General features: G+C 44.3%; 23 protein-coding genes, 2 tRNA genes and 1 pseudogene. 20 read left to right on the top strand and 6 right to left on the bottom strand.

Going from position 1 to position 24,316, the window contains the following annotated elements; all coding sequences use genetic code 11:
* Nucleotides 1-73: 73 nt before the first annotated feature.
* From NTX76_00200 to NTX76_00170, 7 genes are all read left to right on the top strand, one after another.
* Nucleotides 74-2,002, top strand: a complete 1,929-nt coding sequence (locus tag NTX76_00200) for an extracellular solute-binding protein (protein ID MCX7337695.1) — start codon at nucleotides 74-76, stop codon at nucleotides 2,000-2,002.
* A 75-nt stretch (nucleotides 2,003-2,077) separates the two neighbouring features.
* On the top strand, nucleotides 2,078-3,103 hold the full coding sequence (locus tag NTX76_00195; protein MCX7337694.1) for an alpha/beta hydrolase: 1,026 nt from the start codon (nucleotides 2,078-2,080) through the stop codon (nucleotides 3,101-3,103).
* A gap of 323 nt (nucleotides 3,104-3,426) precedes the next feature.
* Nucleotides 3,427-4,020, top strand: a complete 594-nt coding sequence (locus tag NTX76_00190) for a 50S ribosomal protein L25/general stress protein Ctc (protein ID MCX7337693.1) — start codon at nucleotides 3,427-3,429, stop codon at nucleotides 4,018-4,020.
* Nucleotides 4,021-4,030: 10 nt separating this feature from the next.
* Complete coding sequence (pth, locus tag NTX76_00185) at nucleotides 4,031-4,591, top strand: aminoacyl-tRNA hydrolase (protein ID MCX7337692.1); 561 nt, start codon at nucleotides 4,031-4,033, stop codon at nucleotides 4,589-4,591.
* A gap of 11 nt (nucleotides 4,592-4,602) precedes the next feature.
* A complete protein-coding gene (locus tag NTX76_00180) occupies nucleotides 4,603-4,737 on the top strand; it encodes a hypothetical protein (protein MCX7337691.1) in 135 nt (44 codons plus the stop codon).
* A 10-nt stretch (nucleotides 4,738-4,747) separates the two neighbouring features.
* Complete coding sequence (locus tag NTX76_00175) at nucleotides 4,748-5,695, top strand: site-specific tyrosine recombinase XerD (GenBank protein ID MCX7337690.1); 948 nt, start codon at nucleotides 4,748-4,750, stop codon at nucleotides 5,693-5,695.
* Nucleotides 5,692-6,033, top strand: a complete 342-nt coding sequence (locus tag NTX76_00170; protein MCX7337689.1) for a carboxymuconolactone decarboxylase family protein — start codon at nucleotides 5,692-5,694, stop codon at nucleotides 6,031-6,033. Before NTX76_00175 ends, NTX76_00170 begins: the two co-directional genes overlap by 4 nt.
* Nucleotides 6,034-6,207: 174 nt before the next feature.
* Here the strand turns inward: NTX76_00170 and NTX76_00165 are convergent, their stop codons facing one another.
* From NTX76_00165 to dusB, 4 genes are all read right to left on the bottom strand, one after another.
* On the bottom strand, nucleotides 6,208-6,786 hold the full coding sequence (locus NTX76_00165) for a hypothetical protein (GenBank protein MCX7337688.1): 579 nt from the start codon (nucleotides 6,784-6,786) through the stop codon (nucleotides 6,208-6,210).
* A 119-nt stretch (nucleotides 6,787-6,905) separates the two neighbouring features.
* The gene (locus NTX76_00160) at nucleotides 6,906-9,167 is read right to left on the bottom strand and encodes a nitric-oxide reductase large subunit (GenBank protein ID MCX7337687.1); all 2,262 of its coding nucleotides are present in this window, start codon (nucleotides 9,165-9,167) and stop codon (nucleotides 6,906-6,908) included.
* 138 nt (nucleotides 9,168-9,305) lie between these two features.
* The gene (locus tag NTX76_00155; protein MCX7337686.1) at nucleotides 9,306-9,587 is read right to left on the bottom strand and encodes a hypothetical protein; all 282 of its coding nucleotides are present in this window, start codon (nucleotides 9,585-9,587) and stop codon (nucleotides 9,306-9,308) included.
* Nucleotides 9,588-9,598: 11 nt separating this feature from the next.
* On the bottom strand, nucleotides 9,599-10,564 hold the full coding sequence (gene dusB, locus NTX76_00150; GenBank protein MCX7337685.1) for a tRNA dihydrouridine synthase DusB: 966 nt from the start codon (nucleotides 10,562-10,564) through the stop codon (nucleotides 9,599-9,601).
* A gap of 133 nt (nucleotides 10,565-10,697) precedes the next feature.
* On the opposite strand from dusB, the gene NTX76_00145 reads away from it, so the two are divergent.
* From NTX76_00145 to NTX76_00130, 4 genes are all read left to right on the top strand, one after another.
* A tRNA-Lys gene (locus tag NTX76_00145) sits at nucleotides 10,698-10,773 on the top strand.
* Nucleotides 10,774-10,804: 31 nt separating this feature from the next.
* Nucleotides 10,805-11,692 (top strand): glycine--tRNA ligase subunit alpha, encoded by an 888-nt coding sequence (locus NTX76_00140; protein ID MCX7337684.1) that lies wholly within the window; start codon nucleotides 10,805-10,807, stop codon nucleotides 11,690-11,692.
* A complete protein-coding gene (glyS, locus tag NTX76_00135) occupies nucleotides 11,689-13,734 on the top strand; it encodes a glycine--tRNA ligase subunit beta (GenBank protein MCX7337683.1) in 2,046 nt (681 codons plus the stop codon). The genes NTX76_00140 and glyS overlap by 4 nt, the downstream gene beginning before the upstream one ends.
* Nucleotides 13,735-13,775: 41 nt before the next feature.
* Nucleotides 13,776-13,852, top strand: a tRNA-Arg gene (locus NTX76_00130).
* A gap of 50 nt (nucleotides 13,853-13,902) precedes the next feature.
* Here NTX76_00130 and NTX76_00125 read toward each other — a convergent pair.
* Nucleotides 13,903-14,445, bottom strand: coding sequence for a hypothetical protein (locus tag NTX76_00125; GenBank protein ID MCX7337682.1), 543 nt, complete (start codon nucleotides 14,443-14,445; stop codon nucleotides 13,903-13,905).
* Between the two features lie 481 nt (nucleotides 14,446-14,926).
* Between NTX76_00125 and NTX76_00120 the strand changes: the two genes are divergently transcribed.
* On the top strand, nucleotides 14,927-16,159 hold the full coding sequence (locus NTX76_00120; protein MCX7337681.1) for a hypothetical protein: 1,233 nt from the start codon (nucleotides 14,927-14,929) through the stop codon (nucleotides 16,157-16,159).
* Between the two features lie 339 nt (nucleotides 16,160-16,498).
* Here NTX76_00120 and rpoZ read toward each other — a convergent pair.
* Nucleotides 16,499-16,741 (bottom strand): annotated as a pseudogene (rpoZ, locus tag NTX76_00115) (DNA-directed RNA polymerase subunit omega).
* A gap of 261 nt (nucleotides 16,742-17,002) precedes the next feature.
* Here rpoZ and NTX76_00110 point away from each other — a divergent pair.
* The 8 genes from NTX76_00110 to NTX76_00075 form a co-directional block, all read left to right on the top strand.
* On the top strand, nucleotides 17,003-17,935 hold the full coding sequence (locus NTX76_00110) for a hypothetical protein (GenBank protein MCX7337680.1): 933 nt from the start codon (nucleotides 17,003-17,005) through the stop codon (nucleotides 17,933-17,935).
* 46 nt (nucleotides 17,936-17,981) lie between these two features.
* Nucleotides 17,982-19,346 carry a cysteine--tRNA ligase gene (gene cysS, locus NTX76_00105; protein ID MCX7337679.1) on the top strand — a complete coding sequence of 455 codons (1,365 nt, stop codon included), beginning with the start codon at nucleotides 17,982-17,984 and terminating at the stop codon, nucleotides 19,344-19,346.
* Nucleotides 19,347-19,741: 395 nt separating this feature from the next.
* Nucleotides 19,742-20,935, top strand: a complete 1,194-nt coding sequence (locus NTX76_00100; protein MCX7337678.1) for a multidrug effflux MFS transporter — start codon at nucleotides 19,742-19,744, stop codon at nucleotides 20,933-20,935.
* 309 nt (nucleotides 20,936-21,244) lie between these two features.
* A complete protein-coding gene (locus NTX76_00095; GenBank protein MCX7337677.1) occupies nucleotides 21,245-22,198 on the top strand; it encodes an acetyl-CoA carboxylase carboxyltransferase subunit alpha in 954 nt (317 codons plus the stop codon).
* A gap of 30 nt (nucleotides 22,199-22,228) precedes the next feature.
* On the top strand, nucleotides 22,229-22,711 hold the full coding sequence (locus NTX76_00090) for a peroxiredoxin (GenBank protein MCX7337676.1): 483 nt from the start codon (nucleotides 22,229-22,231) through the stop codon (nucleotides 22,709-22,711).
* A gap of 4 nt (nucleotides 22,712-22,715) precedes the next feature.
* Entirely contained in the window at nucleotides 22,716-23,288 is a 573-nt protein-coding gene (gene lptC / locus NTX76_00085) for an LPS export ABC transporter periplasmic protein LptC (protein MCX7337675.1), read from the top strand.
* A gap of 3 nt (nucleotides 23,289-23,291) precedes the next feature.
* The gene (locus NTX76_00080) at nucleotides 23,292-24,050 is read left to right on the top strand and encodes a hypothetical protein (GenBank protein ID MCX7337674.1); all 759 of its coding nucleotides are present in this window, start codon (nucleotides 23,292-23,294) and stop codon (nucleotides 24,048-24,050) included.
* The coding region (locus NTX76_00075) for an ATP-binding cassette domain-containing protein (GenBank protein ID MCX7337673.1) at nucleotides 24,050-24,316 on the top strand (267 nt) is incomplete at its 3' end. The genes NTX76_00080 and NTX76_00075, both read left to right, overlap by 1 nt.

The raw sequence follows: 24,316 nt of genomic DNA, 5'->3' as shown, positions 1-24,316 counted from the left end.
CTTCCTTGTCCGGGTTTTATTGGCTTGTTATATCGAACTCAGTCCAACAATTAAAATAAAGGGTGCCCCAGAAATGAAAAAATTTGGACCTATGATAATTCTTGCACTGAGTTTGTTGACGGTGATTACTTATACGATCAATAAAGGGGCATTTAAGTCTGACGTTCCGTCCACAAAGGTGCAAACAGCGCCTTTAGTTGCCGTCCCTGAACCTAAGAATATTCCAATCAAAAAAACAATTGCCTTGCCAGCCACAGCTGTTCGATCATTGTCGCGATTTGGCAAGCCGCTTTATCCGGATAATTTTGCGCATTTTAATCATGTGAACCCTGATGCGCCAAAGGGCGGAACCCTTCGTTTGGGGACAGTTGGTGGGTTTGACAGTATTAATAATTTTATTGTTATGGGTATTGCTGCTCAGGGGGTCCTTATAACCCATGAAACGCTCATGGTGCGGGCGGTTGGCGAGCCCTTTACATTATACGGTTTGTTGGCGGAGGGTGTGGAGCTTGCCCCCAACAATTCATCCATTACATTTTATCTGAATCCAAATGCACGGTTCCATGATGGATCCCCGGTTACAGCAGAGGATGTTCGCTTTACGATTGAATTGTTGCGGGACAAGGGATGGCCCCGATACCGTCAGCATTATTCCCGCATTGATAAAATGGAAATCATCAATCCGACCACCATAAAAATAAGTTTCAAACCAAATGATAGTGGGCAGTATGATCCCGAGCTGCCATTGGGACTATCCATGTTGTATGTTTTATCGAAAGCACAATTATCAACGGTCGATTTTGCTAATAGTGGCCTGACTGTTATTATGGGCAGCGGTCCTTATAGGGTTGGGGCCGTTGATCAGGGGCGTTCGATAACGTATCAGCGGGATCCCAATTATTGGGCAAAGGATTTGCCGGTTAATAAGGGGCAATACAATTTCGACACAATTCGAATTGACTACTTTAAAAATGCGCAATCTCAGTTCCAGGCCTTTACGGCCGGTGAATTTGACGCTTATTTTGAAACCAACCCCAACCAATGGCAAACGGGTTATAATTTTGCTGCCGTCAAGGATGGACGCGTCGAAAAGGTTAATGATTCACATCGTCGGCCTGTTCCCGTCAAGACGATTATTTTTAACATGCGTCGGCCAGTTTTTTCTGATAGTCGAATTCGGCAAGCATTAGGGTTGGCGTTGGATTTTGATACGCTCAACAAAATGGTATTTTATGGAACAATGAAATGCCCGAACAGTCTTTTTGCTAATACGTTTTTGGCGCATCATGGACCAGCTGTTGGTAAGGAAAAGGAAATTTTACAAAAATATGCCTCCCGGATTGAGCCAGGTTTTTTCAAAACGATGCTGGAAAAAGAATTTTCACCTGCAAGGACCGATGGCAATGGGGATCAGCGCGCAAACTTGGCAGAGGCTGATCGATTGTTAAAGGAAGCAGGTTGGACAATAAAAAATGGAAAGCGCGTCAATGACAAAGGTCAAATCATGACGTTCGAATTCATGATCAAAGACCCTCTGTTGGAAAAAATCGTTCTTGCCTATCGCGAAAGTCTTAAAAAACTCGGGATCAATTTGTCTGTCAGGATGATGGATGCGGTTCAGTATGAAAATCGCGTGATTGATCGTGATTTTGACATGATGATTCACGCGTGGGCGAATTCATTATCGCCCGGCAACGAACAACCCTATTACTTTGGTGTTAAAGTTGCTGATGTCAAGGGAAGCAGTAATCACATCGGAATGAAAGATCCAATTGCCGAGGAATTGGCAAAGAATGTGACGCAGGCAACTGATCAGGAAACGCAGGCTGCCGCAGTGCATGCCCTGGATCGATATGTGATGTACAGCATGTACCAGATTCCCTTGATGTATGACAACAACATTCGTTGGGCATATTGGGTGGATAAAGTGGCCCATCCCAAGGTGGATCCCGAAATTGGGACAAATGTTATGAATTGGGGTTGGTCACCACAAATAAAGTGAACCCGTTAACGATTTATTTATGATTTGATTGTATAGTCTATAGTATAGAAGCTACACAATCAGAGAGAGATTAATATGACAGTTCCTGTGATCAATAAAACCGGTGAAAACGATCGCGACATTACCGAAGGTTCGCGCATCCTTATTAAATATACAAATGATGTTGCCATAAAATTCTGCCAGGAGGGGGATAAAACCCCCCAGGAGTTCCTGGATTTTGGGCGTTCGTCTTATGCCGAAATATCACAGAAATGGCAGGGAGAAGTTATCCCCCTGAGAAATGTTGAAACATTTACTGTGCCTTCTTCGAATCCATTAAAAGAACAAGAATCCGACCACGCCATACCGGTCAGACTGTACCAAAATGGTACCCCTGAAACACCGCTGATTTTCTTTGTTCATGGGGGCGGGTGGTCCCGTGGTGATCTTGAAACCCACGATAATTTATGTCGGCATCTGTGTCAAAAGACCGGCTATAACGTTTTGGCTGTCGATTACCGTTTGGCACCAGAGAATCCTTTTCCATGTGGACTGAACGATGTTTTGTCGGCGTATGACTGGTGTATTGAGAATCATAAAACCTTGCAAATAAAGCCGAATCAAATCTTTGTGGCCGGTGACAGCGGTGGTGGAAATTTGGTAACGGCCCTAGTGATGGCCCTTCGTCAACGCAAACAGGCCATTCATCCATTGGGATTGTTGTTGATTTATCCGGCGCTTGACCTTCGGATCAGGGGGGATGAATTTGTGTATGACGAGGGGTATTTCTTGTCCCGGGATCGAATTGATATTTTGGTTAAATGCTATGTGCAAAACAGGCTGGACGAAGTCGACTTTAATCCATTGTTGTCCCCATTATTGGCATCAGATCTGGAAAATTTCCCCCCAGTTGTTATCGTTTCAGCACAGATTGATCCATTGCAGCCGGAAACAGAGGCATTCGCAAGGAAACTTCGGGAAAATGGCAACGATGTCAGGTGCATTAGTGTTCATGGGGTTATTCATACGTTTGCGCAATTCTTTGGACTTTTTCCAGAAGCCGAAGGGGCTGTTGCCTTTATGGCGGACCAACTGAAGGGTATTTATGGGGCGCAGAAGTAAGACGCAGATTTTTCGGATGGCTACGTTAACCCCAGTTCGATGCAACAAGTCAATAAAACTCAGACAAAAGCAAGTTTTCCTATGGCTTGACCCATAGGGTCCAGAGAATGAAAATGATCTTTATCAGCTGGGGCAACCTATAGGTTTCCCCGGTCAAGCCGGAGGAAAACTAAGGCGGGATCTTGTTTTGATGCTGCCCTTACGTCGAACTCGGACTACGTTATAAAATTACAATCAGAAACAACTGTATTGTTTGAAAAAATCTTCGTAATCGTGTATGTAAGGTAGTAACATACATTTTTTTTGAGTAGGAGTCCGAAGATATGAGCGCCAGTGGAATGATGCAAGCAGAAGCAAGGTCCGACAGTGGAACGGGAGTGGCGCGTTCTTTGCGTCGTGATGGTAAGGTTCCCGGGATCGTTTACGGAGACAACAAAGAACCACAAATGATTTCTGTGGACTATAAAACATTAGCGTTGGAATGCCAGACATTAGCGTTCTTTAACAGGGTGATTAACTTATCCGTTAATGGAAACAGTGAACAGGTTATCCCAAAATTTGTACAGCTTCACCCTGTGACAGATTTCCCCCTTCATGTCGATTTTCAAAGACTTGGGGCAAACGCAAAGGTTCATGTTTTTGTTCCAATTACTTTTGCGAATGAAGACAAAGCGCCCGGCCTCAAGCTTGGCGGTGTTCTGAACATCGTTGTCCATTCATTGGAAATGATTTGTTCCCCTCAGGCGATTCCAGAAAATTTGGTGATTGACCTGGCTGGTGCCGAAATGGGCCGAGGCATTCATTTAAGCTCTATTACATTGCCAGCGGGAACAAAGGCAGCGCATGCTGATCGTGATGATGTATTGGCGACAATCGTTGCCCCAAGTGGATTTGGCGAAGAAGCAGCCGCGAAATAACGCTGGTATCATGTTTGTTTTTGTTGGGCTGGGTAATCCCGGCGCGCAATATGCCCTGAATCGGCACAATGTTGGATTTATGGTTGTGGACACGATTGCGGAAAGTTACGACTTTCCGCCGTTTCGCACCAAGTTCAACGCCCTTGTAACCGAGGGTAAAATTGGTCCGCACAGGGTTATTTTGTGCAAACCACTTACCTATATGAATTTATCGGGGCAAGCTGTAGGGCCGTTAATTAAGTTCTATAAGCTGCCCTTGAGTTCTGTATACGTCGTTCATGACGATCTGGATTTGAATCCCGGTCAGGTAAAATTAAAGATCGGTGGCAGCAGTGGCGGCCACAATGGGTTGGTTAGTATTGACCAGGCTGTTGGCAAGGATTACTGGCGACTGCGCATTGGAATTGGTCATCCTGGCCATAAAGATGCCGTATCTGCCTATGTTTTGTCCAACTTTCGATCAGAAGACCATGATTGGCTTGTTCCGCTTTTATCGTCTGTCGCAGGTCAGGCCCCGACACTTTTTGATACAACCACCCCCGCCACATGGGTTAATGGATTAAAGAATTAAGGATATATAGTATGTTGCTTAAATCTATATGGATTGTTTTGGTATCATGTGCTGTTGCGGCCATTGTTTTTCTGGGCGGGGTTGGCGTTTCCGTTGTCCCGCTAACAGTTGAAAAAGAAGTTCCGGATAGTCAGCTGCCAAAGTGACATTACCAAAGTGACAGTTCCCAATGTTCACCCTCATAACCTTGTTGAGCGGTTTCTAGAAGGCATGGCAGCCGAAAAAGGGGCGTCAAGCAACACCCTTTCATCCTATAAAGCTGATATTCAGGATTATTTTGGTTTTTTAGAAAAACAATCTCCGCTAACCGCCACCAACGATACGATGCTGGCGTATCTGGAAACCCTCCAGAAAAAAGGATTTAAAACAACCACGCTTGCGCGACGCGTTTCCAGCCTAAAGCAATTTTATGGCTTTCTGGCAGAGGATGGTTTGTGCGCAAGTAATCCCACATCCCAATTATCGGCAACAAAAATAAAACGCCCATTGCCAAAAACGGTAACAGAGGTACAGATTGAAATCTTGTTGCAGTCGGTCTATCAGGATGAAACTGTCGAGGGGGTTCGAATGGCCGCCCTTTTGGAAACGCTTTACGCAAGCGGCCTTAGGGTGAGTGAGCTTGTTGGTTTGCCGCTTAGAAGCCTGATGGTTGATCGGGATCGAAAAACCCTGCAAAATATGGTTCATGTGTTGGGCAAGGGGGGTAAGGAACGTTTGGTTCCGCTCAATCCACCGGCGGTCATTGCCTTGCAAAATTATCTAGCGATCAGGGAGCAATTTGTCACCAAAAAGAATCTAAGGGCCCAAAGCTGGCTTTTTCCATCATCCAGCAAAGACGGGCACTTAACACGACAAAGGTTCGGGCAATTATTAAAACAGCGTGCTCTGGTGGCGAATCTAGATCCGGACACGTTTTCCCCGCACATCTTAAGGCACGCCTTTGCAACACACATGCTACGCGGAGGGGCCGATTTATTGGTGATCCAAAAATTATTGGGGCATGCTGACATTGCAACAACACAGATCTATACTCACGTGATTCCGGATACTATACTGGATATGGTAACCACCCATCACCCCCTGACAAAAGAAAGAAATTTATGACAAAGCAGTACAAAGAAATCACCAAGGATATTTCCGCATCCCTGGCCAAATTACGCAAGGAAATCCCGGATGCTATGGCTGGATTTAGCGCGTTGGCCCAGGCATCCACAAAAGATGGCGCGCTGGATAAAAAAACAAAGGAACTGATTGCGATTGCATTGGGTGTGGCAGCCCGCTGTGATGGATGCATTGGCTTTCATGCCCAAACGCTGGTTAAGCTTGGTGCATCCCGCGCAGAACTGACTGAGGTTCTGGCGATGGCCATTTACATGGGTGGCGGCCCATCGTTGATGTATGCAGCGGATGCCCTGGCGGCGTTTGATGAATTCAGCGGATAATACCATTTTCAATAAATGACCGGTGTGAGTTTCCTGGATGGCCACACTCACTCCGTTCGTTCGCCATGACGTCGCGGCGTGCAGGGCACAGCCCATCGAGCAATCCAGAACTCATGAAGATTTATTGAAAATGGTATAAATTTAGTTACTGATGATCGATAACAAAAGCAGCCCTCAACGATGCTTAGAATGAGTTTGCGCTTGGCATTTTTCGTTTTCGTCTGGTGTTAAATCCGCGCATATCGTATTACAACTTTTCTTGTGTTTATCACCCGAACAAGCAGATCCAATCCCATTACAGTTTTCCTTGCAATAATCCATAAGACAAGGTTTGATTTCGTCTTCTGTTAGTATTGTTTTACATAAACCCTGACAAGCCAATCCATTTGTGTCCTTGCTGCAATAACCCTCCTTTGTGCATTGTGTCGAGCAAAAATTCTGAAGGCATGGATTTATATCGCCCTCTGATTTCTTATCCTCAATCCCAATCTTATGGCACAAGCGGGCTTTCCCTGATGTGTCACAATATTCTCCGTCCTTTTTTGTGCAATTTGCCCAGTAAGCGGCACGACAATTTGGAATTTGCTTAGCCGAACAAACTTCATTGCATCGTTTTGCCTCGTCGAATTCTTTGCAACTGCTTTTTGAGCAGCCTAGCGAACAAGTCTCCCAGGGGCCGTCCTTCGCTCCTGCGATGCCCTGATTCATGCTGCCCGCAATGAATAAAATCAATAATGATGCTATTTTTAACATTTTTTAAACTTTCTAGTTTGAATACAATATCCCCATGGATGAGGCCTCTGATATCCAGAATAGATCATAAGGTCTTAAAAAATCGTTAACAAAGCCCCCCTAAAAAGATCTCAGCCCCCTTACGCCAAGCTTGGATACTGCTTTTGATCCTTTTTTAAGCACATCTTTTTCAAAACGATGGCAACCAAACCAAGTGCACCAAATCCAAACAGCGTATCACCAAAGGCACGCATCCAAATAAATGCATGAACAATGGGCTGCGCGGTAAAGTGTTCGGACCGGGCATACCACATGTCATGCGTGATGCTTGTCCAGGCTTGATACAAACCAACGGGCAGCAGACTCAAGAAACACATACCAGCAATACCAATATTCAAAAGCCAAAAAGTCCACGAGACCAATTTTTCATCACGGGCAATAACGTCTTTTTTGATGAACGAATTCATGCAGAAAAGAAGCAGGCCAATCGACAAATTACCGTAAACACCATAAAGGGCTGCGTGTCCATGCAGGGGTGTCGTATTTAAACCCTGAAGGTGATAAAGCGCTGATGGCATATTGATCATAAATCCAAACAAGCCTGCGCCAACCAGATTCCAAAAGCTTACGGAAATGAAGAAATAAATGGGCCACTTATAGATTGCAACCCAAGGGGCGGATTTACTGATTTCATAATTATGGTACGCTTCGAATCCCATTAACGTTAGGGGGACGACCTCTAGGGCGCTAAATATGCCTCCCAAAACGATGACTGTTTGTGGTGTCGCTGTGAAATAGAGGTGATGAAAAATCCCGATAATCCCCCCAAAGGAATAAAGAGACGTCGCCAACAAGACCGATTTGGTCGCTTTGTGACGATCAAGAAGCCCCAAATTAACAAACAAGAATGCAACGGCTGTTGTTGTGAAGATTTCGAATATCCCCTCGACCCAAAGGTGCACAACCCACCAGCGCCAATATTCAACGATGGCAAGGTTCGTGTGTGATCCCCACATAAATCCAGCGCCATAAAATGCAGCAATTGTGAATACAGCGATACAAAAAAGGAACAACAGTCCCCGGTTTTGTGTTTTGTCCCTTAGGGCGGGCATCAGGGCACGAACCATAAGCACAAGCCACACAACCAGGCCAACCATCAGGAACGATTGCCAGAAGCGACCCAAGTCAACATATTCATAACCCTGGTGACCAAACCAGAAATTCATCTGCAGCGAAAGGTATTGCTTGATACCAAACCATTCGCCAGCCATCGAACCCAGAACGATTATAACCAGGCATGTCCACAGGAAATTTACACCAAATCGTTGATAGGGGGGCTCGTACCCCGAAATCATGGGGGCTAAATAAAGTCCAGTCCCAAGAAGGGCCGTCGCAATCCAAAATAGCGCCAATTGAACATGCCAGGTTCTTGAAACCGTATAGGGCAGAAATTCACCCGTTCTTATTCCAAAAAGGGCATTCCCCTCGACAGTATAGTGGGCGGTTATAACCCCAAAGACTACCTGCAAAAGCAGCAACAGCGCCACAATCAAGAAATATTTTTTCGTGGCAATCATCGATGGTGTTGGCGCATTAAAGACGGGTGCTTTTAGCGTGGTTATGTCTGTATACCCGGACCTTAGGTGGACGGCATAATACCAAATCATAATGCCGACTGCTGCCAAAAGCAGGACAACGCTCATGATCGATGACATCAACAAAACAGGCGGTGCCGTGTTGCCAATCAGTCTTTCGGATGGCCAATTGCTTGTATAGGTAATGTCTTGCCCTGGACGATTCGTTTGACATGCCCAGGCGGCCCAGAATAAAAAGCCCGATAATGCGTGACGATTTTCAGCAGAGGCAACGGTATCCTCCATCATGGAATATTTATTACGCAATTCGTGTAATTCAGGTGCATTTCCAAATAAATCTTGGTAATAGCGTGCAACCCTTTGTATTGATGTCCCAACATCTTTTGAGAAAACTATATTCCCTGTATCTGGATTATAGGTGTTCGTGCGAACTTCTTTTTGAAGGCGCACTTTAAGGACGGCTTTCTCTTCGTCTGGAAGGGTATCAAAATTCTTTTTGTAGTCCCGTTGGGCCCATGTATTCAAAAGATCAACGGCTTGGCGGTGAATCCAATCGGCGCTCCAATCCGGCGCTAGATAGGACCCATGTCCCCATATGGTTCCAAGTTCCTGTCCGCCCGTTGATTGCCAGACGGCCTGACCTTTTTTGATATCTTCTTCTGTGTAAAGGGTTTGGCCACCGTCGATCAACATTGCTTTTGGAATGGGGGGAACCTGTTGGTATATTTCTTTCCCAAGATAACCAACAACTAGGAACGATAACACCGTGACGGCGATTAACGTTGACCAATAGGATCTGTATGACATAAAAACCGTATTTTTGAAGATGACTTCCGATCAGTATATGGGTGTTCCATCGCAATTACTAGGGTGCACTTTTGTTCATTTTTTGGAGGTGTTTCCTGGATGGCCACGTTCTCTTCGTTCGTCAGCCATTAACTAATGCTATAAAGTTTTCTTGTCCAAGCCCAATTCCTGAATCTTTTTTCTAAGGGTATTTCGGTTGATCCCCAAAACTTCAGCAGCCTTTTTTTGATTGCCGCACACAGCTTTCAGGGTTATCTCAATCAGGGGTTTTTCGACCTCATGAATGATGGTGTGGTACAAATTATTAACAGGCAATAATCCATTATGTTGATCAAAATAGATTTGCAAAAAATGATAAACGGCGCCACTAAGACCTTTATACTGGCCTGTATTATGATCATCATTTTTACTTGTATTCATGCCCGGTACCTCTAACAAAATCGTCCATAAAAAGAATTAATAAGATTCAACAACGATGACGTGTTTTCTGTCTGGTTGATGCCGACTCGAAATTCCGCGGATCCTGACAACCCCTTACTGTACCAGGCTATGTGTTTCCGGGCAATTTTAATTCCGTGCATTTCCCCATAATGCGACAAGATATCATCCAAATGTTCCAGCACCATTTTGTGCTGCGCCGAAACGAGCGGTTCTGGCAATATTTCTTTTGTCTTTAGATAATGACTGACATGATGAATGAACCATGGCCGCCCATACGAACCACGGCCGATCATGACGCCATCCGCTGTGCTTTCGTCCAGCAAGTTTTGCGCATCCTCTACCGATGTAACGTCCCCATTGCCAATGACGGGGATGGTCACTGCTTCCTTTACGGTTCGAATGAACGCCCAATCCGATTTGCCCGAATATAACTGACAGCGGGTTCGCCCATGAACGGTGATCATTTGGATGCCGCAATCCTGTGCAATGCGCGCCAAAAGCGGGGCATTTCGGGTATTTTCATCCCACCCCGTGCGCATCTTTAATGTCACGGGTAAAGACACGGCTTTGACGGTTGCTTCGATGATTTTTGTTGCCAGAGGGATATCCCGCATCAATGCTGAGCCTGCATAGCCATTCACAACTTTTTTGGCCGGACATCCCATGTTGATATCGATGATCTTGGCCCCTAGATCCTGGTTCAGTTTGGCAGCCTCTGCCATGATATCGGGTTCGCATCCCGCAAGCTGAACCGCCAAGGGATCATCATCGGCGCTTCTTTCAAGCATTTTGATTGTTTGGCGCGTTTGTCGAATCATTGCCTGACTTGCGATCATTTCGGAAAAAACAAGACCTGCCCCAATCTTTCTGACTGCACGACGAAACGGTTGATCACTGACCCCCGACATAGGGGCCAACAGAACGGGACTGTCAATGATGATAGGACCAATGCGCATACAATATTTAATCGTGTGATTTTAATTTGCGTAGAGTAAACCGATTTGGCGTTAAGTGCAAGCAAACAACCTTTGCATAAAAGGCTCGACAGAAAGCCGATAATCCGCTACAAAGGGAAGGTACGAAAAGTACGGGCGCCTAGCTCAGTTGGTAGAGCAGCTGACTCTTAATCAGCGGGTCAGAGGTTCGAATCCTCTGGCGCCCACCATTCCTCTTAATTTAAAATCAGATTAAGTCCAGTGACCTCAAAAAACAAATCATCCACAAAATCATTTCAGCAAATTATCTTTGATCTCCAAGTTTTTTGGGCAAATCAGGGATGTGTCATTCTGCAACCTTACGATACCGAAATGGGTGCTGGGACATCTCATCCCGCAACCACATTACGGGCATTGGGGCCAGACTTTTGGCGGGCTGCGTTTGTTCAGCCCTGTCGTCGCCCAAAGGATGGCCGATATGGGGAAAACCCCAACAGAACACAACACTATTACCAATTTCAGGTTATTTTAAAACCTTGCCCAGTCAATTCCCAGCAGCTTTATTTGGATAGCCTGCAGGCGATTGGGTTGGATCTGTCTCAGCATGATATTCGCTTTGTCGAGGATGATTGGGAAAATCCGTCCCTGGGTGCCGCCGGCATGGGATGGGAAGTTTGGTGCGATGGAATGGAGATCACTCAGTTTACGTATTTTCAACAAGTAGGGGGCATTGCCTGTGATCCTGTTCCGGTTGAGATTACCTATGGGTTGGAACGCGTTGCGACATTCGTTCAGGGCGTTCAAAGCCATTTTGATCTGAATTGGAATGGATGCGAGGGGGCAGAAAAGCTAACCTATAGCGATGTTTGTTTGCGGGCAGAAAAAGAATTTTCAGCCTATAATTTCGAATACGCCTCAACCGATATATTGTTTCGTCACTTTCAGGATTGCGAAATTGAATGTCGGCGATTATTGGAAAAATCCCTGATCATGCCAGCATACGAACAAAGTGTTAAGGCCAATCATTATTTTAACCTGCTGGATGCGCGCGGTGTGATTAGCGTGACTGAACGTGCGGGATATATCACCAGGGTCCGCGCCCTCGTAAAGGATAGTTGTGAAGCTTGGGTGGAGTCTTTGAAACAATGAATGAATTATTGATTGAATTTTATAGCGAAGAAATACCGGCCCGGATGCAATGTCAGGCGGAAAAAGACAGCAAAGTTTTGTTGGAATCGATTCTGACTGCCCAGAATGCATCGTTTCAGACGGTTCAATCGTTTATTGCGCCGCAACGTTTAACCCTGTGCGTTTCGGGTTTGGATGAAGCAACAAAGGACATCAAAGAAAGCCGTCGTGGTCCAAAGGTGGATGCGCCGGTGGCAGCATTTCAGGGGTTTTTAAAAAGTGTTGGCCAAAACCAGGATCAGTTGATCCAAAAAGATGGCCATTGGTATGCTGATTTGGCGGAGCCTGGAAAGCTGCTTGTTGAAATTTTACCTGAGGTTATCGGGGAATTTTTGGATAAAATGCCCTGGCCAAAATCAATGCAGTGGCACAATCACCAAACGAACAAACGGTCAAAGCCGTGGATTCGCCCCCTGCATTCGATTGTTTGTGTCTATCAGGGACGCGCTGTTTCTTTTAATATCTCATCGCTGGGATTGACCACGGGTAATGTCACGTATGGCCATCGGTTTTTGGCGCCAGATGCCATCATGGTCACGGATTTTCGGGATTATCAGGAAAAGTTGGCAGAGGCTTTTGTTGTGGTGGATCGTCAAGACAGGCAACGGGATATTTATGATCGCCTTGGGCAAATGGCGGCGGAAAAAGGTCTTTTCATTAAAGATGACCCGGCTTTGCTTGATGAGGTTTCGGGGCTGGTTGATTTCCCCTTTGTCCATATCGGCCGGATCGAAAAAGAGTTTATGCGATTGCCGGATGTCGTTTTATCCACATCCATGCGGGTCCATCAAAAATATTTCACACTGTGTGATCGGCACGGAAAGATTGCGCCATTTTTTGGTGTGGTAACGAATAATCCCGGTGGTGATGGGCAATTGATGATGGCGGGGTTTGAACGTGTTCTGCGGGCCCGATTAGCAGATGCGTCGTTTTTTTATGATGTTGACCTTAAATCCCCCCTTGAAAGTCTCGTGCCAAAATTGGATGCGATTATTTTTCATATAAAGCTAGGGTCCCTTGGGCAGAAAGTTGAACGCCTTTGTCGCTTGATGACAACGGACGACGGGGCGCGGGCCGCATTGTTGTGCAAAATGGATCTTTTGACTCAGATGGTGGGTGAATTTCCGGAACTGCAGGGAACAATGGGGCAAATCTATGCGATCCTTCAGGGTGAATCGGATGCTGTTGCCGCGGCCATCAAGGAACATTATCAACCCCATGGCCCAACAGACGATTGCCCAACGGCGCCCATTAGCATGGAATTGGCATTGGCTGATAAAATCGATACCTTGGTTGGTTTTTTGGGCAGTGGAATTAAGCCAACGGGGTCCAAAGATCCATTGGGATTGCGGCGGGCGGCTTTGGGGGTTATTCGAATCATTATCGAGAATACCCAAAAAGAAGTGTGTTTACGGGATTTGATTCATCGGTCCGTTTGCACCTATCAAAACCAGTCGGTTGCTTTGTCGGCGGGGGTTGCGGATGATGCGATTCAATTCATTGCTGACCGTTTAAGTTTTTATCTAAAGGGGCAGGGGGGTGACCACGATTGCGTGATGGCGATTCTGTCGACCCAGTCAGGGGATATTCGCCCTTATAGTCTTTGGTCGATTGCAGAGCGTGCAAAAGCATTGCAGGCCTTGTTGCAAACGGATGCCGGTGAAAGTCTTAAGGGTGCCTATCGGCGGGCTGCTGGGATTTTGGCCAAGGAATCGCATGATCTGCCTGAATGTGATGAGGCTTTGCTTGTTGAGTCCGCTGAAAAAGATTTGTTTGTTCAGATTCAGCGTGTTCAGCAAGATTACCGGGGTCTATTGGAAAATCATGACTATGCACCTCTTATGGAGTTATTAGCAACGCTAAGACCGCAAATTGATGCCTTTTTTGATGCCGTTATGGTTAACTGCGAGGACCAGACCCTTAAAAACAATCGATGTGCATTGTTGTCGAGCTTTAAGGGGCTGGTTGATCAAATAGCGGACTTTTCGAAGTTGCAAGGTTAGGTGGTTTTGCAGTACACTGCATCATTAAAGCACAAGTATAAGCACCCGTAGCTCAGCTGGATAGAGCGTTGCCCTCCGAAGGCAAAGGTCAGAGGTTCAAATCCCCTCGGGTGCACCAAAAATCAAATACCTCAAAATCAATTCCGTATTCCTACATGGTGATTCGACTTAATCAACAGAGGCATCCGATTCCTGCTTTGGATGATCGGGTGTGCTTGTTTCTGTGTCATCGTCCACCTGCTCTTCTGCTTGCTTCTTGTTTTTATTCCATGCTGTTCGGCATTTTTTTGTATTATCATGTCCGTTGAAATATTCGCACGCCTCGCTAAAACAATGTTCTGTTTTCTTGGTGCCGTCGCAATAATCAGGTTCTCGGCATTTTCCACAATGCGGCGCTAGGCAGGACTTTGTTGCTGAATCATCGGGGCCATTCTTGCATAATTTATAGCAGGCAAAAGCATCTTCTTTTTTGCTGCAATTTTTTTTGCTTTTCTCTTTGCATCCGGAACAGTAAGAATCCCTGCATTTCCCGATATTTGGTGACTTAAAAGATGGGCATTCGTTGCATTTTAAGGCCGTGTCACTGTCTGTTTTGCAGTGTTTTTCATTGCATTTGGAACAATAGGCAAGCGGGTCAACTGGCTCCCTGCTATGACTTTGAGTCAGAGTTCCCGCAAGCACAAAAATTATTAATGATAATGTTTTTAGCATGGTTTTTCCTTAAATATCTATCGAATCATATATCTAAGGCTAAAACACAACCTATTAACAAACCGTTAAGAAAATCATAACTATTCAGCTGCCCCCCATAAAACCATGAACTCACATAATTTCCTCGTGGGATCAATATTTAGAATTTTCATAAATCTTCTCACACTACCCCTGACTCATAATGCCATTTTCATAAATGATTAGTGAGTTTCCTGGGTTGCTTCGTCGCTACGCTTCTCGCAATGACGTCTTTGCGATGAGGGCGAAGCCCAAAGAAGCAATCCAGAAATCTCCACAAACTCATGAAGGCTTATTGACAATGGATAATCTGACAGGCTTCCATGCTGTGTTCCTCGAAAGCTGCCCCCGGAGTAATTCTGGAGCCACTACTGCACAAGTTAAGGCTTTGTTAATATTTTTGCTATATTGTTATAATATAGTGCTCGACATCTTATTACTTTTTTATTTTTGTGAGATTTATATGCTAAAAAAATATTTATTTATAGTCTACGGTATATTTGTATCATTGCAGCATTGTGATGCCAGTAATAACAATGCTTTTGATTTAGATATTGATTCAAACGTTTCACACAGTGCAATGACCACACACCGGCAATTAAAGGCTATAAAATACTTAAGTATAGAACAAAAAATTGCAAATTTCATAAATGGTACTTTGCAACAAATGACAAATAAAGATGTTTGTGGTCGCATGGCAAAACATTTTAGGCAAATGAAATTGCTAGATCAACAAGATAAATGGGCTCCTGGCCTTGAAGGGATTGCAAAAAAATTATTCCCAGAAAATGTTACAGTTTCAGATTTTGAAACCTTGGTTGACCAAATGGCAGTGTGTGCTGCACGTAATCCTTACTTACATAGTGTTGTTGAGGAAGTGGTAAATGGAAATTTGGGAGATTTATATTCTAAAGCAGAGCAGGAAGGAAAAGAAATTCTTCCAGATGTTGTGGCCTATGCTATGGTATTGAATAACTTAACCGTAGCTATGCGTAATGACATAGCTATTCTTAAAATTTGTAGTGACATATGGATCGAAGAAAGAAGTAAAATTGACATTTTTAGTTCCACCTTTGGGCTATTCGAGTGGATAAAGTTCTTCACAATTGAAAAAAGTATAGACAGTTTTAGAGCTGTAAAAAACACTAAATTGGCTCCAAATTATGGAAAATGCGGCATCCCAATAAATATCCTAGAAGCAACATTAACAGATATATTTAATGGTAATTTTAATAATGCTTATGCTGGCTGTGTATTGGCTAAGAATAGTCTGGGTGGCAAGGAAAATGAAGTAACTGGCGCAGGTCCTGCAACTTTTTCAGAAGATAGAAGAGCCATTTCTATTCATATGCCTTTTGAAAAAAAATGGGCCGACTTGTATGCGGTTTGGAACCTTGGGTTTGTTTCAAGATATGAAGCTTTTCCATATGTAATGGTGAAACTTTTAATTCCCCAAGTTAGTGATTATGAAAAAGCACCAGGTGAATACATATATAATAGAACTCTAGCTCTTTATGCAACACTTAATTTCATGTGTTTTGGTGACCCTGAAATAAAATGTGACGTACATTTAAAATCTTTCAATTGGAAGCAGCAAGAGCTTACTGATATTTTTGGTAAAATAAATGTTGAAAGTGCCAAAGAATATCAAGCAGAGGTTGATAAAGCTGATGCCATTTTCAAGAAATCCTCATGAGTGTCAACGACGCTTTCTGGATTGCTCATTGGGCTTCGCCCTCATCGCAATGACGTTGTGATGGCCGACGATCGCAGAGAGCGTGGCCATCCAGGAAACTCACCAATCATTTTTAAAAATGGCGCAAGGCTAAAACACAACCTATTAACAATCTGTTAAGAAAATCTAGATTTCCTCTTCGCTTGCTTCACTATCAGCATCTTCTTCATCTTCATCCTCATCTTCTTCGATTCCGTCTTCGTCCCCGTCGGTTATGCTAAATTCTTTGGGATTAAATTCGCCTGGATTCCAACCTTGTTCCGCCTTCATCACGTCCTGCAGCTCTTCATCAAGGACACTTTCAACATCATCAACAAAGACAGTTTTTTGCATACCTTTAATGACGCCCGCTCTCAGGCCCTCGATAGAGATTGTGTTCTCGGATATTTCACGCAAAGAAACGACTGGATTTTTATCGTTGTTGCGGGAAACTGTCAGGCTTGACCCTGCGGCAATTTCACGGGCGCGCTTTGCGGCTAAAAGAACAAGTTCAAATCGATTGGGAACATTCAGAATGCAATCTTCAACTGTGACGCGGGCCATGGGGATTCCTTTTTTTTGAAAAAACAAGATAACTTTGGACATAATACAAGAACTATCCCGCTAATCCTAGAAAAATCAAGCTAATCTTGCTATGCTTCAGGCATTATTCTGCGGGGTCAGACCCATAGGGAAGTTAGTGAAGACTCACAGAAGAGCGGCCTCATCTGATGGGAATTCGCACATATAAAATGAAATAGTTTCGCTTGGATTGGTTATGTATTACACTCTCCATTTATCTTGATATAAAGAAGGAATAGGGGTTTGAGTTTTAAGAAAATTTGGTTTTTGCTGTCGATCGCAATTGTGAGTTTATATCTCGGCCTGACTATTTTTGATTTTGTATATAAAAAATATACAGAGGAGGAAGTAAAAATAAATATATCTTCCCCCACAGATTTCAAAAATGATATCGATGTGCAGGGGTTTTTAAAGCAGGCCAACCCACAAGATCATCTGGTTCCAGAAATCAAAGATCTGTCTATTCTTGTTCCTAGCTGTGATAAATATTCAGAATTATGGAGCCCATTTTTTCATTTTTTGTTTAAAAATATGCCGTGGTTGAAAACGGGGTCGCTGCGCTCTTCGAGTATATATTTGATAACAGGGCGGAAAAAAATTAATCATGAAAGAATTGTAAATATCAAAATAGATGAAGAAAAAAGTTGGTCCGATAATATGCTTAAGGCTTTGGATGTTATCCCGACAAAATATGTTCTGATCGTCCTGGATGATTATATTATCTATGAAAATGTTTCTGAAAAACGATTTGCGGACCTTTTTAATTTTATGAAAGAAACAAATGCGCCCTACATGGAGCTTCAAAAAGATCCAGGTCGATTAGAGGGCGGAGAAATCGTCTCTCGTCCCCTGTCTCTTACTCGAAAAGCTCAAAAAGGCTCTTACAGAGCATCCCTTCAAATATGCATTTGGGAAAAAGATACCTTGCGGCGAATGCTAAAGTCAGGGGAAAGTATTTGGGAATTTGAAATCTCTGCAACAAAAAGAACTTTTGATGACACAAGGCCCTATCTTATTACTCATGGGGATTATGTATTTCGTTATCATAACCTGGCTACTAAAGGGAAATTATGCAAAATCGTTGTAGATTTTATTAGAAATGATATGGATTGGGATCATACATGGAAATGCACAGATGAGATACCCTGGGGTTATGGTCAGTACGATCTTCAATAGTAATAAAAACAAACGCAATCAATGAAACAGAGGAATAATATTATCTATGTCGCTTACCTTCTATAATAGCCTGTCTCGTCAAAAGGAACCTTTCATCCCCCTGGATCCGGATCATGTACGGATGTATGTTTGCGGCCCAACGGTCTATGATCGCGCTCACTTGGGGAATGCACGCCCTGTTGTTGTGTTTGATGTGCTGTATCGTTTGCTGCAGGCTCAATTTCCAAAGGTGACCTATGTTCGCAATATCACGGATGTGGATGATAAAATTAATGCAGCCAGCCTAAAACTGGGGATTAGTATTGGCGAGCTGACTAATCGCACGATTCAGGATTACCATGATGATATGGCCGCCCTTGGGACATTACCGCCGACGATCGAACCTCGTGCAACAGATCATATCCCGCAAATGATTGACATGATCCAGCGACTTATTGAGCGGGGTCATGCGTACGAGGCCGATGGGCATGTGTTATTTAGCGTAAATACATATCCGGTTTACGGCCGATTATCAGGGCGAAATCAAGACGAACTGCTGGCTGGTGCCCGTGTTGAGGTTGCCCCCTATAAAAAGGAGCCGGGGGATTTTGTGTTATGGAAACCATCAACTCCCGATTTACCAGGGTGGGACAGTCCGTGGAGCAGAGGGCGGCCCGGGTGGCACATTGAATGTTCGGCCATGAGTCAGGCTTATTTGGGGCAGACTTTTGACATCCATGGTGGCGGAATTGATCTGATTTTTCCGCATCATGAGAATGAAATTGCGCAAAGTTGCTGCGCCCACGGAACGGAATTGATGGCTCGTTATTGGTTGCATAATGGGCATTTGACAGTTCATGGCGATAAGATGTCCAAATCCCTAGGTAATTTTTTCACGGTTCATGATTTGTTGCAAGAGCACGCTGGTGAATCGATTCGGCTAGCTTTGCTGATGACACATTATCGCCAACCCTTTGATTGGTCTGATGATACGCTGGTGCGGGCTAAGCAGGCTCTCGATCGCTGGTATGCAGCCTTAAACACCACAGAACAGGAAGAAGGTCCGATTGATTCCGATGTCTATCAGGCGTTGGCAGATGACCTGAATACTCCGTTGGCGATCAGTCACCTCCATCAACTGGTGCACCAAATTTATAAAACGAATGATAGTGCGCAGAAAAAACGACTCGGGAGCCTGTTAAAACGATCGGCTGGTCTTTTGGGTCTTTTGCAGCAACCTCCCTTGCAATGGTTACAACAAGACCAATCTGGGGGTCTGGGCAGCTCCGAAATAGAATCACTGATAGAAAACCGTCGCATCGCCCGGCAAAATAAGGATTTCGCCGAATCTGATCGAATCCGGATATTTTTGTTGGAGAACGGCATCCAGCTGGAGGATACGTCGTCGGGCACCACATGGCGTCGGGCGTAGGGGGCATAATTTTCAGGGCCACAGCATGAAAAATCAAAATATGTCATTCTTGATACAGGGTCCATTTATTGTGTACTGAAGCACCATGACAAAGCTAGATTGTTGTTATAGATTGGCAACTGTAGTATTAACGCCTATGCAGTATATTGAGAGTGTTCATTCCGAGGCTGCAGCGGAGTCTCATTTGATGTGAACCCGCACACCGCACAAGAAATATCTAGACAAACGAATCCGTTACACATACCATGAAACTGCAAATTATCGCTTTATATCGGATATTAAAATGAAGAAAATCGTCGTCGTTTAAGTTGGAAAGTTAGGTTTTTCGGCAACCCTTGAAAACAGGGAACGCTATAATATTGCTTAATTTTGAATTTAAATGTCGGAGTTTTTTTATGATACACGTTTTATCGCCAGCTGTTTGGCTTATTGTTTTAATTGCGGGTCTTTCGCAACTTTCTGAAACCGTTTACACGCCTTCTTTGCCTGACATAGCGCATGCTTTACAGGCGTCAGAATCGATGGTGGAATACACACTAACCATTTATCTTTTTGGGTTTGCTGTTGGCACACTTTTTTGGGGTAAGCTTTCTGATAAATTGGGACGAAAACCCTGTGTTATAGTGGGCCTTGTCGTTTTTATTGCTGGATGCATTATCTGCTATCTTTCAGCAAATATGACTATGTTAATGATCGGTCGCTTTGTTCAGGCGTTCGGTGGAAGCATCGGCAGCGTTTTGGGTCAAGCCATTTGTCGTGATGCTTTTCATGGTCCAAAGTTGGGCAAAGTCTATTCATCCATAGGCAGCGCCTTGGCTGTTTTTCCTGCCATTGGTCCTGTCGTTGGTGGTGTCATCGCAGAGCGCTTTGGTTGGCCCAGCATATTTTTATTTTTGATAGGTTTTGCCATTATTTTGACACTGTTTGTGTTGGCAAAGTTACCAGAAACACATCATGCGGACAACAGGCAGCCTGTATCCATAATCAACGTTGCTTGCAAGCTTGGGACAAACAAAAGGGTTGTTGGCTTTGGTCTGATTGTGGCGGCCTGCAATGGCATATCTTTTAGCTATTTTGCCGAAGGATCATTTTATCTGATCAAAGGATTGGGTCTTTTGCCCAGTGAATATGGGCTTAGTTTTGTTGTTATTGCAATTGCCACAATGATGGGTGGGGAATTGTCTAAAAAGATGCATTCTTATTGTGCTCCTCAAGCCATCATGGATTATGGTCTTTGGATTATGATGATATCGGCCGCAGTGTTTAGCGGATTTGCCCTTGTTCATCATTGCATGCTGTCTTTGCCAAATTATCTGATGGTGATAATCACAATTATCAGCCAAATGACCCTGATGTTTGGAAATTGTATGATAACAAGCAATGCTTTGGCTTTGGCGCTTGTAGATTATAAATGGTGCATTGGGACCGCATCCAGCCTATTCGGTTTCTTTTATTACTGCTTGATATCACTGTTTACCTTTGGCATGGGTATTTTGCATAATGGCACATTGTTGCCAATGCCTTTGTATTTCTTGGGCATTGCGATCTTTATGATGGGCATTCAAAAAATCATCATGCGCCAGCAATAACCGTTTCGCCCCTCAAAGGATTAAATCTTTGGGGGGATGAATTTCTGAGTTCGATATAATACTATTTTCACAAATTGCCAATCAATTGTTTAAAATTCTGGATTGCTCGATGGGTTTTGCCCTCATCGCAAAGACGTCGTCATGGCGAACGAACGAAGTGAAGTGTGGAGTATATTCGGGATATCTGTTCCGGGGCTGCAGCGGAGTCTCATTTGATGTGAGCTCGCACGCTGACCATAACTTTCCTTGATTTGTTAATAGGGAAGTTTTACAATGCAATAAAAGTAATATATGCGATAATGAATTATGATAAAATTCCTAGAGTTTGAACGCCCAGTTGCTGAATTAGAAGGAAAAATAGAAAACCTGAAACACTTGGCCAATACTGGGGATTTGAATATTGCGGATGAAGTTTCCCGCCTTCAAACTAGGGCTGATCGATTGCTAAGGCAAACGTACAGCAACCTAACTCCGTGGCAAAAAGTGCAGGTGGCGCGTCATCCTGATCGGCCGAAATTTTTTGATTACCTGTCGTCATTGGTTGATGATTTTGTGACATTGTCGGGGGACAGATGTTTCGCCGAAGATTGTGCAATTATCGGCGGGATCGGAAGCATATCGGGCCGAACTGTCATGGTTATCGGGCAACAAAAGGGGAATGATACCGAATCCCGTATTAAGCATAACTTTGGCATGGCAAAACCCGAAGGGTATCGAAAAGCAAAACGATTAATGGAACTGGCTGATCGCCTTAAGATTCCCGTTGTGACTTTTGTTGATACGGCAGGGGCTTATCCGGGAATAGATGCCGAGGAACGCGGTCAAGCTGAAGCAATCGCCCGCTGTATAGAAACCTGTCTTAAAATCAAGGTCCCTTTGTTGAGTATTATCATCGGCGAAGGAGGATCAGGTGGTGCTATTGCCATTGCTGCAGCTGACCTTGTGTTGATGTTGGAGCATTCCATTTATTCGGTAATTTCCCCTGAGGGATGCGCCTCTATCCTGTGGCGGAGCGCGTCAAGTGCACCAGAGGCTGCGGAGGCTCAACGCTTAACGGCGCAAAACCTTTATCAATTGGGCGTGATCGATCATATCATTGCGGAACCAGTGGGGGGCGCGCATCGGTACAAGCAAGCTATCACAAAGCAGGTCAAGGAAATTATTGAAAAATCCCTCCAATTTCTATCCAATAAAGACAGCGCTACCTTGCTGAATTCACGTCGAAAGAAATACCTAACGATGGGCGAAAAGACACTGGCGTAATATTAATTTTCATAATAAAGGATTCCGTTTATGACCGTAAAAATTGGCGACAAAATTCCAACCATTTCTGTAAAGCAAGTAACGTCGAATGGCGCCGTTGATATAACGACGGATGATTTGTTTAACAATAAAACATCCATTGTGTTTGCCCTGCCGGGTGCATTCACGCCCGTTTGTTCTGCTCAGCACCTGCCTGGCTTTATTAAGAATAAAGATAAATTAAAGGAAAAGGGCATCGATCAAATTATTTGCCTTTCCGTTAATGATGTCTTTGTGATGGGCGCATGGGCAGACAACCAAAATGTTCAGGATTCCGTCATCATGATTGCTGATGGAAATGCTGACCTTACAAAAGCCGTTGGCTTGGATGTCGATTTATCCGCCAATGGGATGGGGATAAGGTCGCAAAGGTACCTGATGGTTGTGAAAAATGGTGTTGTTACGCGTTTGGAAATCGAGCCGTTATCTGCCTGTAGCCTGACAAGTGCGGACCATATTTTGGATGCTCTGTAAATAAATGATCGGGAAGGGGTGTATCAGAAAATATTTGCCTTGCCTTAAGTATGGTCTTTTGGTGTTCAGCATGGGATTGGTTTTTGCGGCTATTTTATGGCCAACCAAGCCATCCTTTATTGAGCTGACATCGGCTACAGCAGACAACGTTAATGGGGCGGAGAAATTGCGCTATCGCGGTGAATCCAACAAAGGAAAATCTTATGTGGTGCATTCCAATAAAGGGCATGAAATTTCAGGAAAGGAAGTCCTGTTAAAAGAACTGCAACTGCAGCTAGCTCTTGATGGTGGGGGTGAATTGGCGTTAAAGGCCGACGAGGGCTTGTATAATAAAACAGAAAAAACAATCATGATCTCGGGGAATGTTCGTTTGGACCATAACAATGGTTTTCACCTGCAAACAACAGAAGCAACCATCAATTTTAATGATGGAACGGCGGAAAATAATGCCCCGGTAGAAGGGCAGAAAGAGCAAACCTTTATCAGGGCGCACGGATTTAAAGTGTTGGACCAGGGGCAAAGAATTATCTTTCTTGGTAAACCGGAATTGACTATTCGAGAAAGTAAGGTTCAATAGAACATGAAAAATACAGTGTTAGGCTCTGTCCCTAAGCTCCACATTACACAAGACCGCCCCCCGCCACAAGACCGCCCCCCGTCATCCCGTGGCTTGACCACGGGATCCACAACGGAATACATGGGTCATCCCGTGGTCAAGCCACGGGATGACGGGGGTGTTTCTATAAACCGACAAGAAAAAAACGGGCATATCACTCGAATTTCTGCGGTATTTAGAGTTCGGGGACAGAGCCTGGTCAGTAGTCTTCTTTTGTGTTCCGGATTTCATTCTTTCGCTGTGAATGTAGAACCAGATCCACATGCAATCCTCATCACGGGGGATATGATGGAATATAACCTGACCAAAAATCAGTCAGAGGTTACAGGTCATGCCCATGCCGAAAAAGGCCCCCGGGATCAAAAGCAAACTTTGGCCGCCGATCATTTTTTGGTTCGATTTGTTGATTCTGCCGACAAGTACAAAGAAAATTCAAAAAATGATGTGAGATACATTACGGCCGAAGGGCATGTTACTTTTATCATGAAAGATTTAAACGCATCGGCCGGAAAATGTGTTTATGTCCCGGCTAACATCAACAATTCAAAAATCCCCGAACATATCGATTGCGAAAAAAATGTCGTGATCCTTAAGGATGGCAACAAGATCATGGGTGACGAAGCCACGATTAACCTTGAATCCGGTACATATGTGATTAAAAAAACCCCACAAGGGAAACGCGTTCAGGCAGAAATCGAACAACCCGTAAAAAAGAAGAATTAATGCCCAGTCCATTCACTCCCCCATTAGATGCTTTATGCGCCCATAATATTTTTAAAACCTTTGGCAAGCGCCCTGTTTTGATGGGGATAAATTTATACCTAAAACAGGGGGAGGCGGTCGGCCTTCTTGGGCCCAACGGTGCCGGGAAAACAACGTGTTTTTCAATTATGACAGGGTTAATTCAACCCGACAGGGGGTCTGTTTACCTGGATCAGGTCGACATCACGCGAATGCCAATGCATCGACGGGCCCGGCAAGGGGTTGGA

Source organism: Alphaproteobacteria bacterium, assembly GCA_026400645.1.
GTDB lineage: Bacteria > Pseudomonadota > Alphaproteobacteria > Paracaedibacterales > CAIULA01 > JAPLOP01.
The sequence above is the reverse complement of the archived record's forward strand: the minus strand, read 5'-3'. Positions and strand labels throughout refer to the sequence as shown.

Bases quoted from the DNA above. Each gene is read 5' to 3' on its own strand.
- NTX76_00080 (MCX7337674.1), top strand. From the start codon at position 23,292: ATGAAAAATACAGTGTTAGGCTCTGTCCCTAAGCTCCACATTACACAA.
- NTX76_00165 (MCX7337688.1), bottom strand. From the start codon at position 6,786: ATGTTAAAAATAGCATCATTATTGATTTTATTCATTGCGGGCAGCATG.
- NTX76_00190 (MCX7337693.1), top strand. From the start codon at position 3,427: ATGAGCGCCAGTGGAATGATGCAAGCAGAAGCAAGGTCCGACAGTGGA.
- dusB (MCX7337685.1), bottom strand. From the start codon at position 10,564: ATGCGCATTGGTCCTATCATCATTGACAGTCCCGTTCTGTTGGCCCCT.
- NTX76_00200 (MCX7337695.1), top strand. From the start codon at position 74: ATGAAAAAATTTGGACCTATGATAATTCTTGCACTGAGTTTGTTGACG.
- NTX76_00090 (MCX7337676.1), top strand. From the start codon at position 22,229: ATGACCGTAAAAATTGGCGACAAAATTCCAACCATTTCTGTAAAGCAA.
- lptC (MCX7337675.1), top strand. From the start codon at position 22,716: ATGATCGGGAAGGGGTGTATCAGAAAATATTTGCCTTGCCTTAAGTAT.
- NTX76_00160 (MCX7337687.1), bottom strand. From the start codon at position 9,167: ATGTCATACAGATCCTATTGGTCAACGTTAATCGCCGTCACGGTGTTA.
- pth (MCX7337692.1), top strand. From the start codon at position 4,031: ATGTTTGTTTTTGTTGGGCTGGGTAATCCCGGCGCGCAATATGCCCTG.
- NTX76_00180 (MCX7337691.1), top strand. From the start codon at position 4,603: ATGTTGCTTAAATCTATATGGATTGTTTTGGTATCATGTGCTGTTGCG.
- NTX76_00125 (MCX7337682.1), bottom strand. From the start codon at position 14,445: ATGCTAAAAACATTATCATTAATAATTTTTGTGCTTGCGGGAACTCTG.
- NTX76_00155 (MCX7337686.1), bottom strand. From the start codon at position 9,587: ATGAATACAAGTAAAAATGATGATCATAATACAGGCCAGTATAAAGGT.
- cysS (MCX7337679.1), top strand. From the start codon at position 17,982: ATGTCGCTTACCTTCTATAATAGCCTGTCTCGTCAAAAGGAACCTTTC.
- glyS (MCX7337683.1), top strand. From the start codon at position 11,689: ATGAATGAATTATTGATTGAATTTTATAGCGAAGAAATACCGGCCCGG.
- NTX76_00100 (MCX7337678.1), top strand. From the start codon at position 19,742: ATGATACACGTTTTATCGCCAGCTGTTTGGCTTATTGTTTTAATTGCG.
- NTX76_00195 (MCX7337694.1), top strand. From the start codon at position 2,078: ATGACAGTTCCTGTGATCAATAAAACCGGTGAAAACGATCGCGACATT.
- NTX76_00120 (MCX7337681.1), top strand. From the start codon at position 14,927: ATGCTAAAAAAATATTTATTTATAGTCTACGGTATATTTGTATCATTG.
- NTX76_00170 (MCX7337689.1), top strand. From the start codon at position 5,692: ATGACAAAGCAGTACAAAGAAATCACCAAGGATATTTCCGCATCCCTG.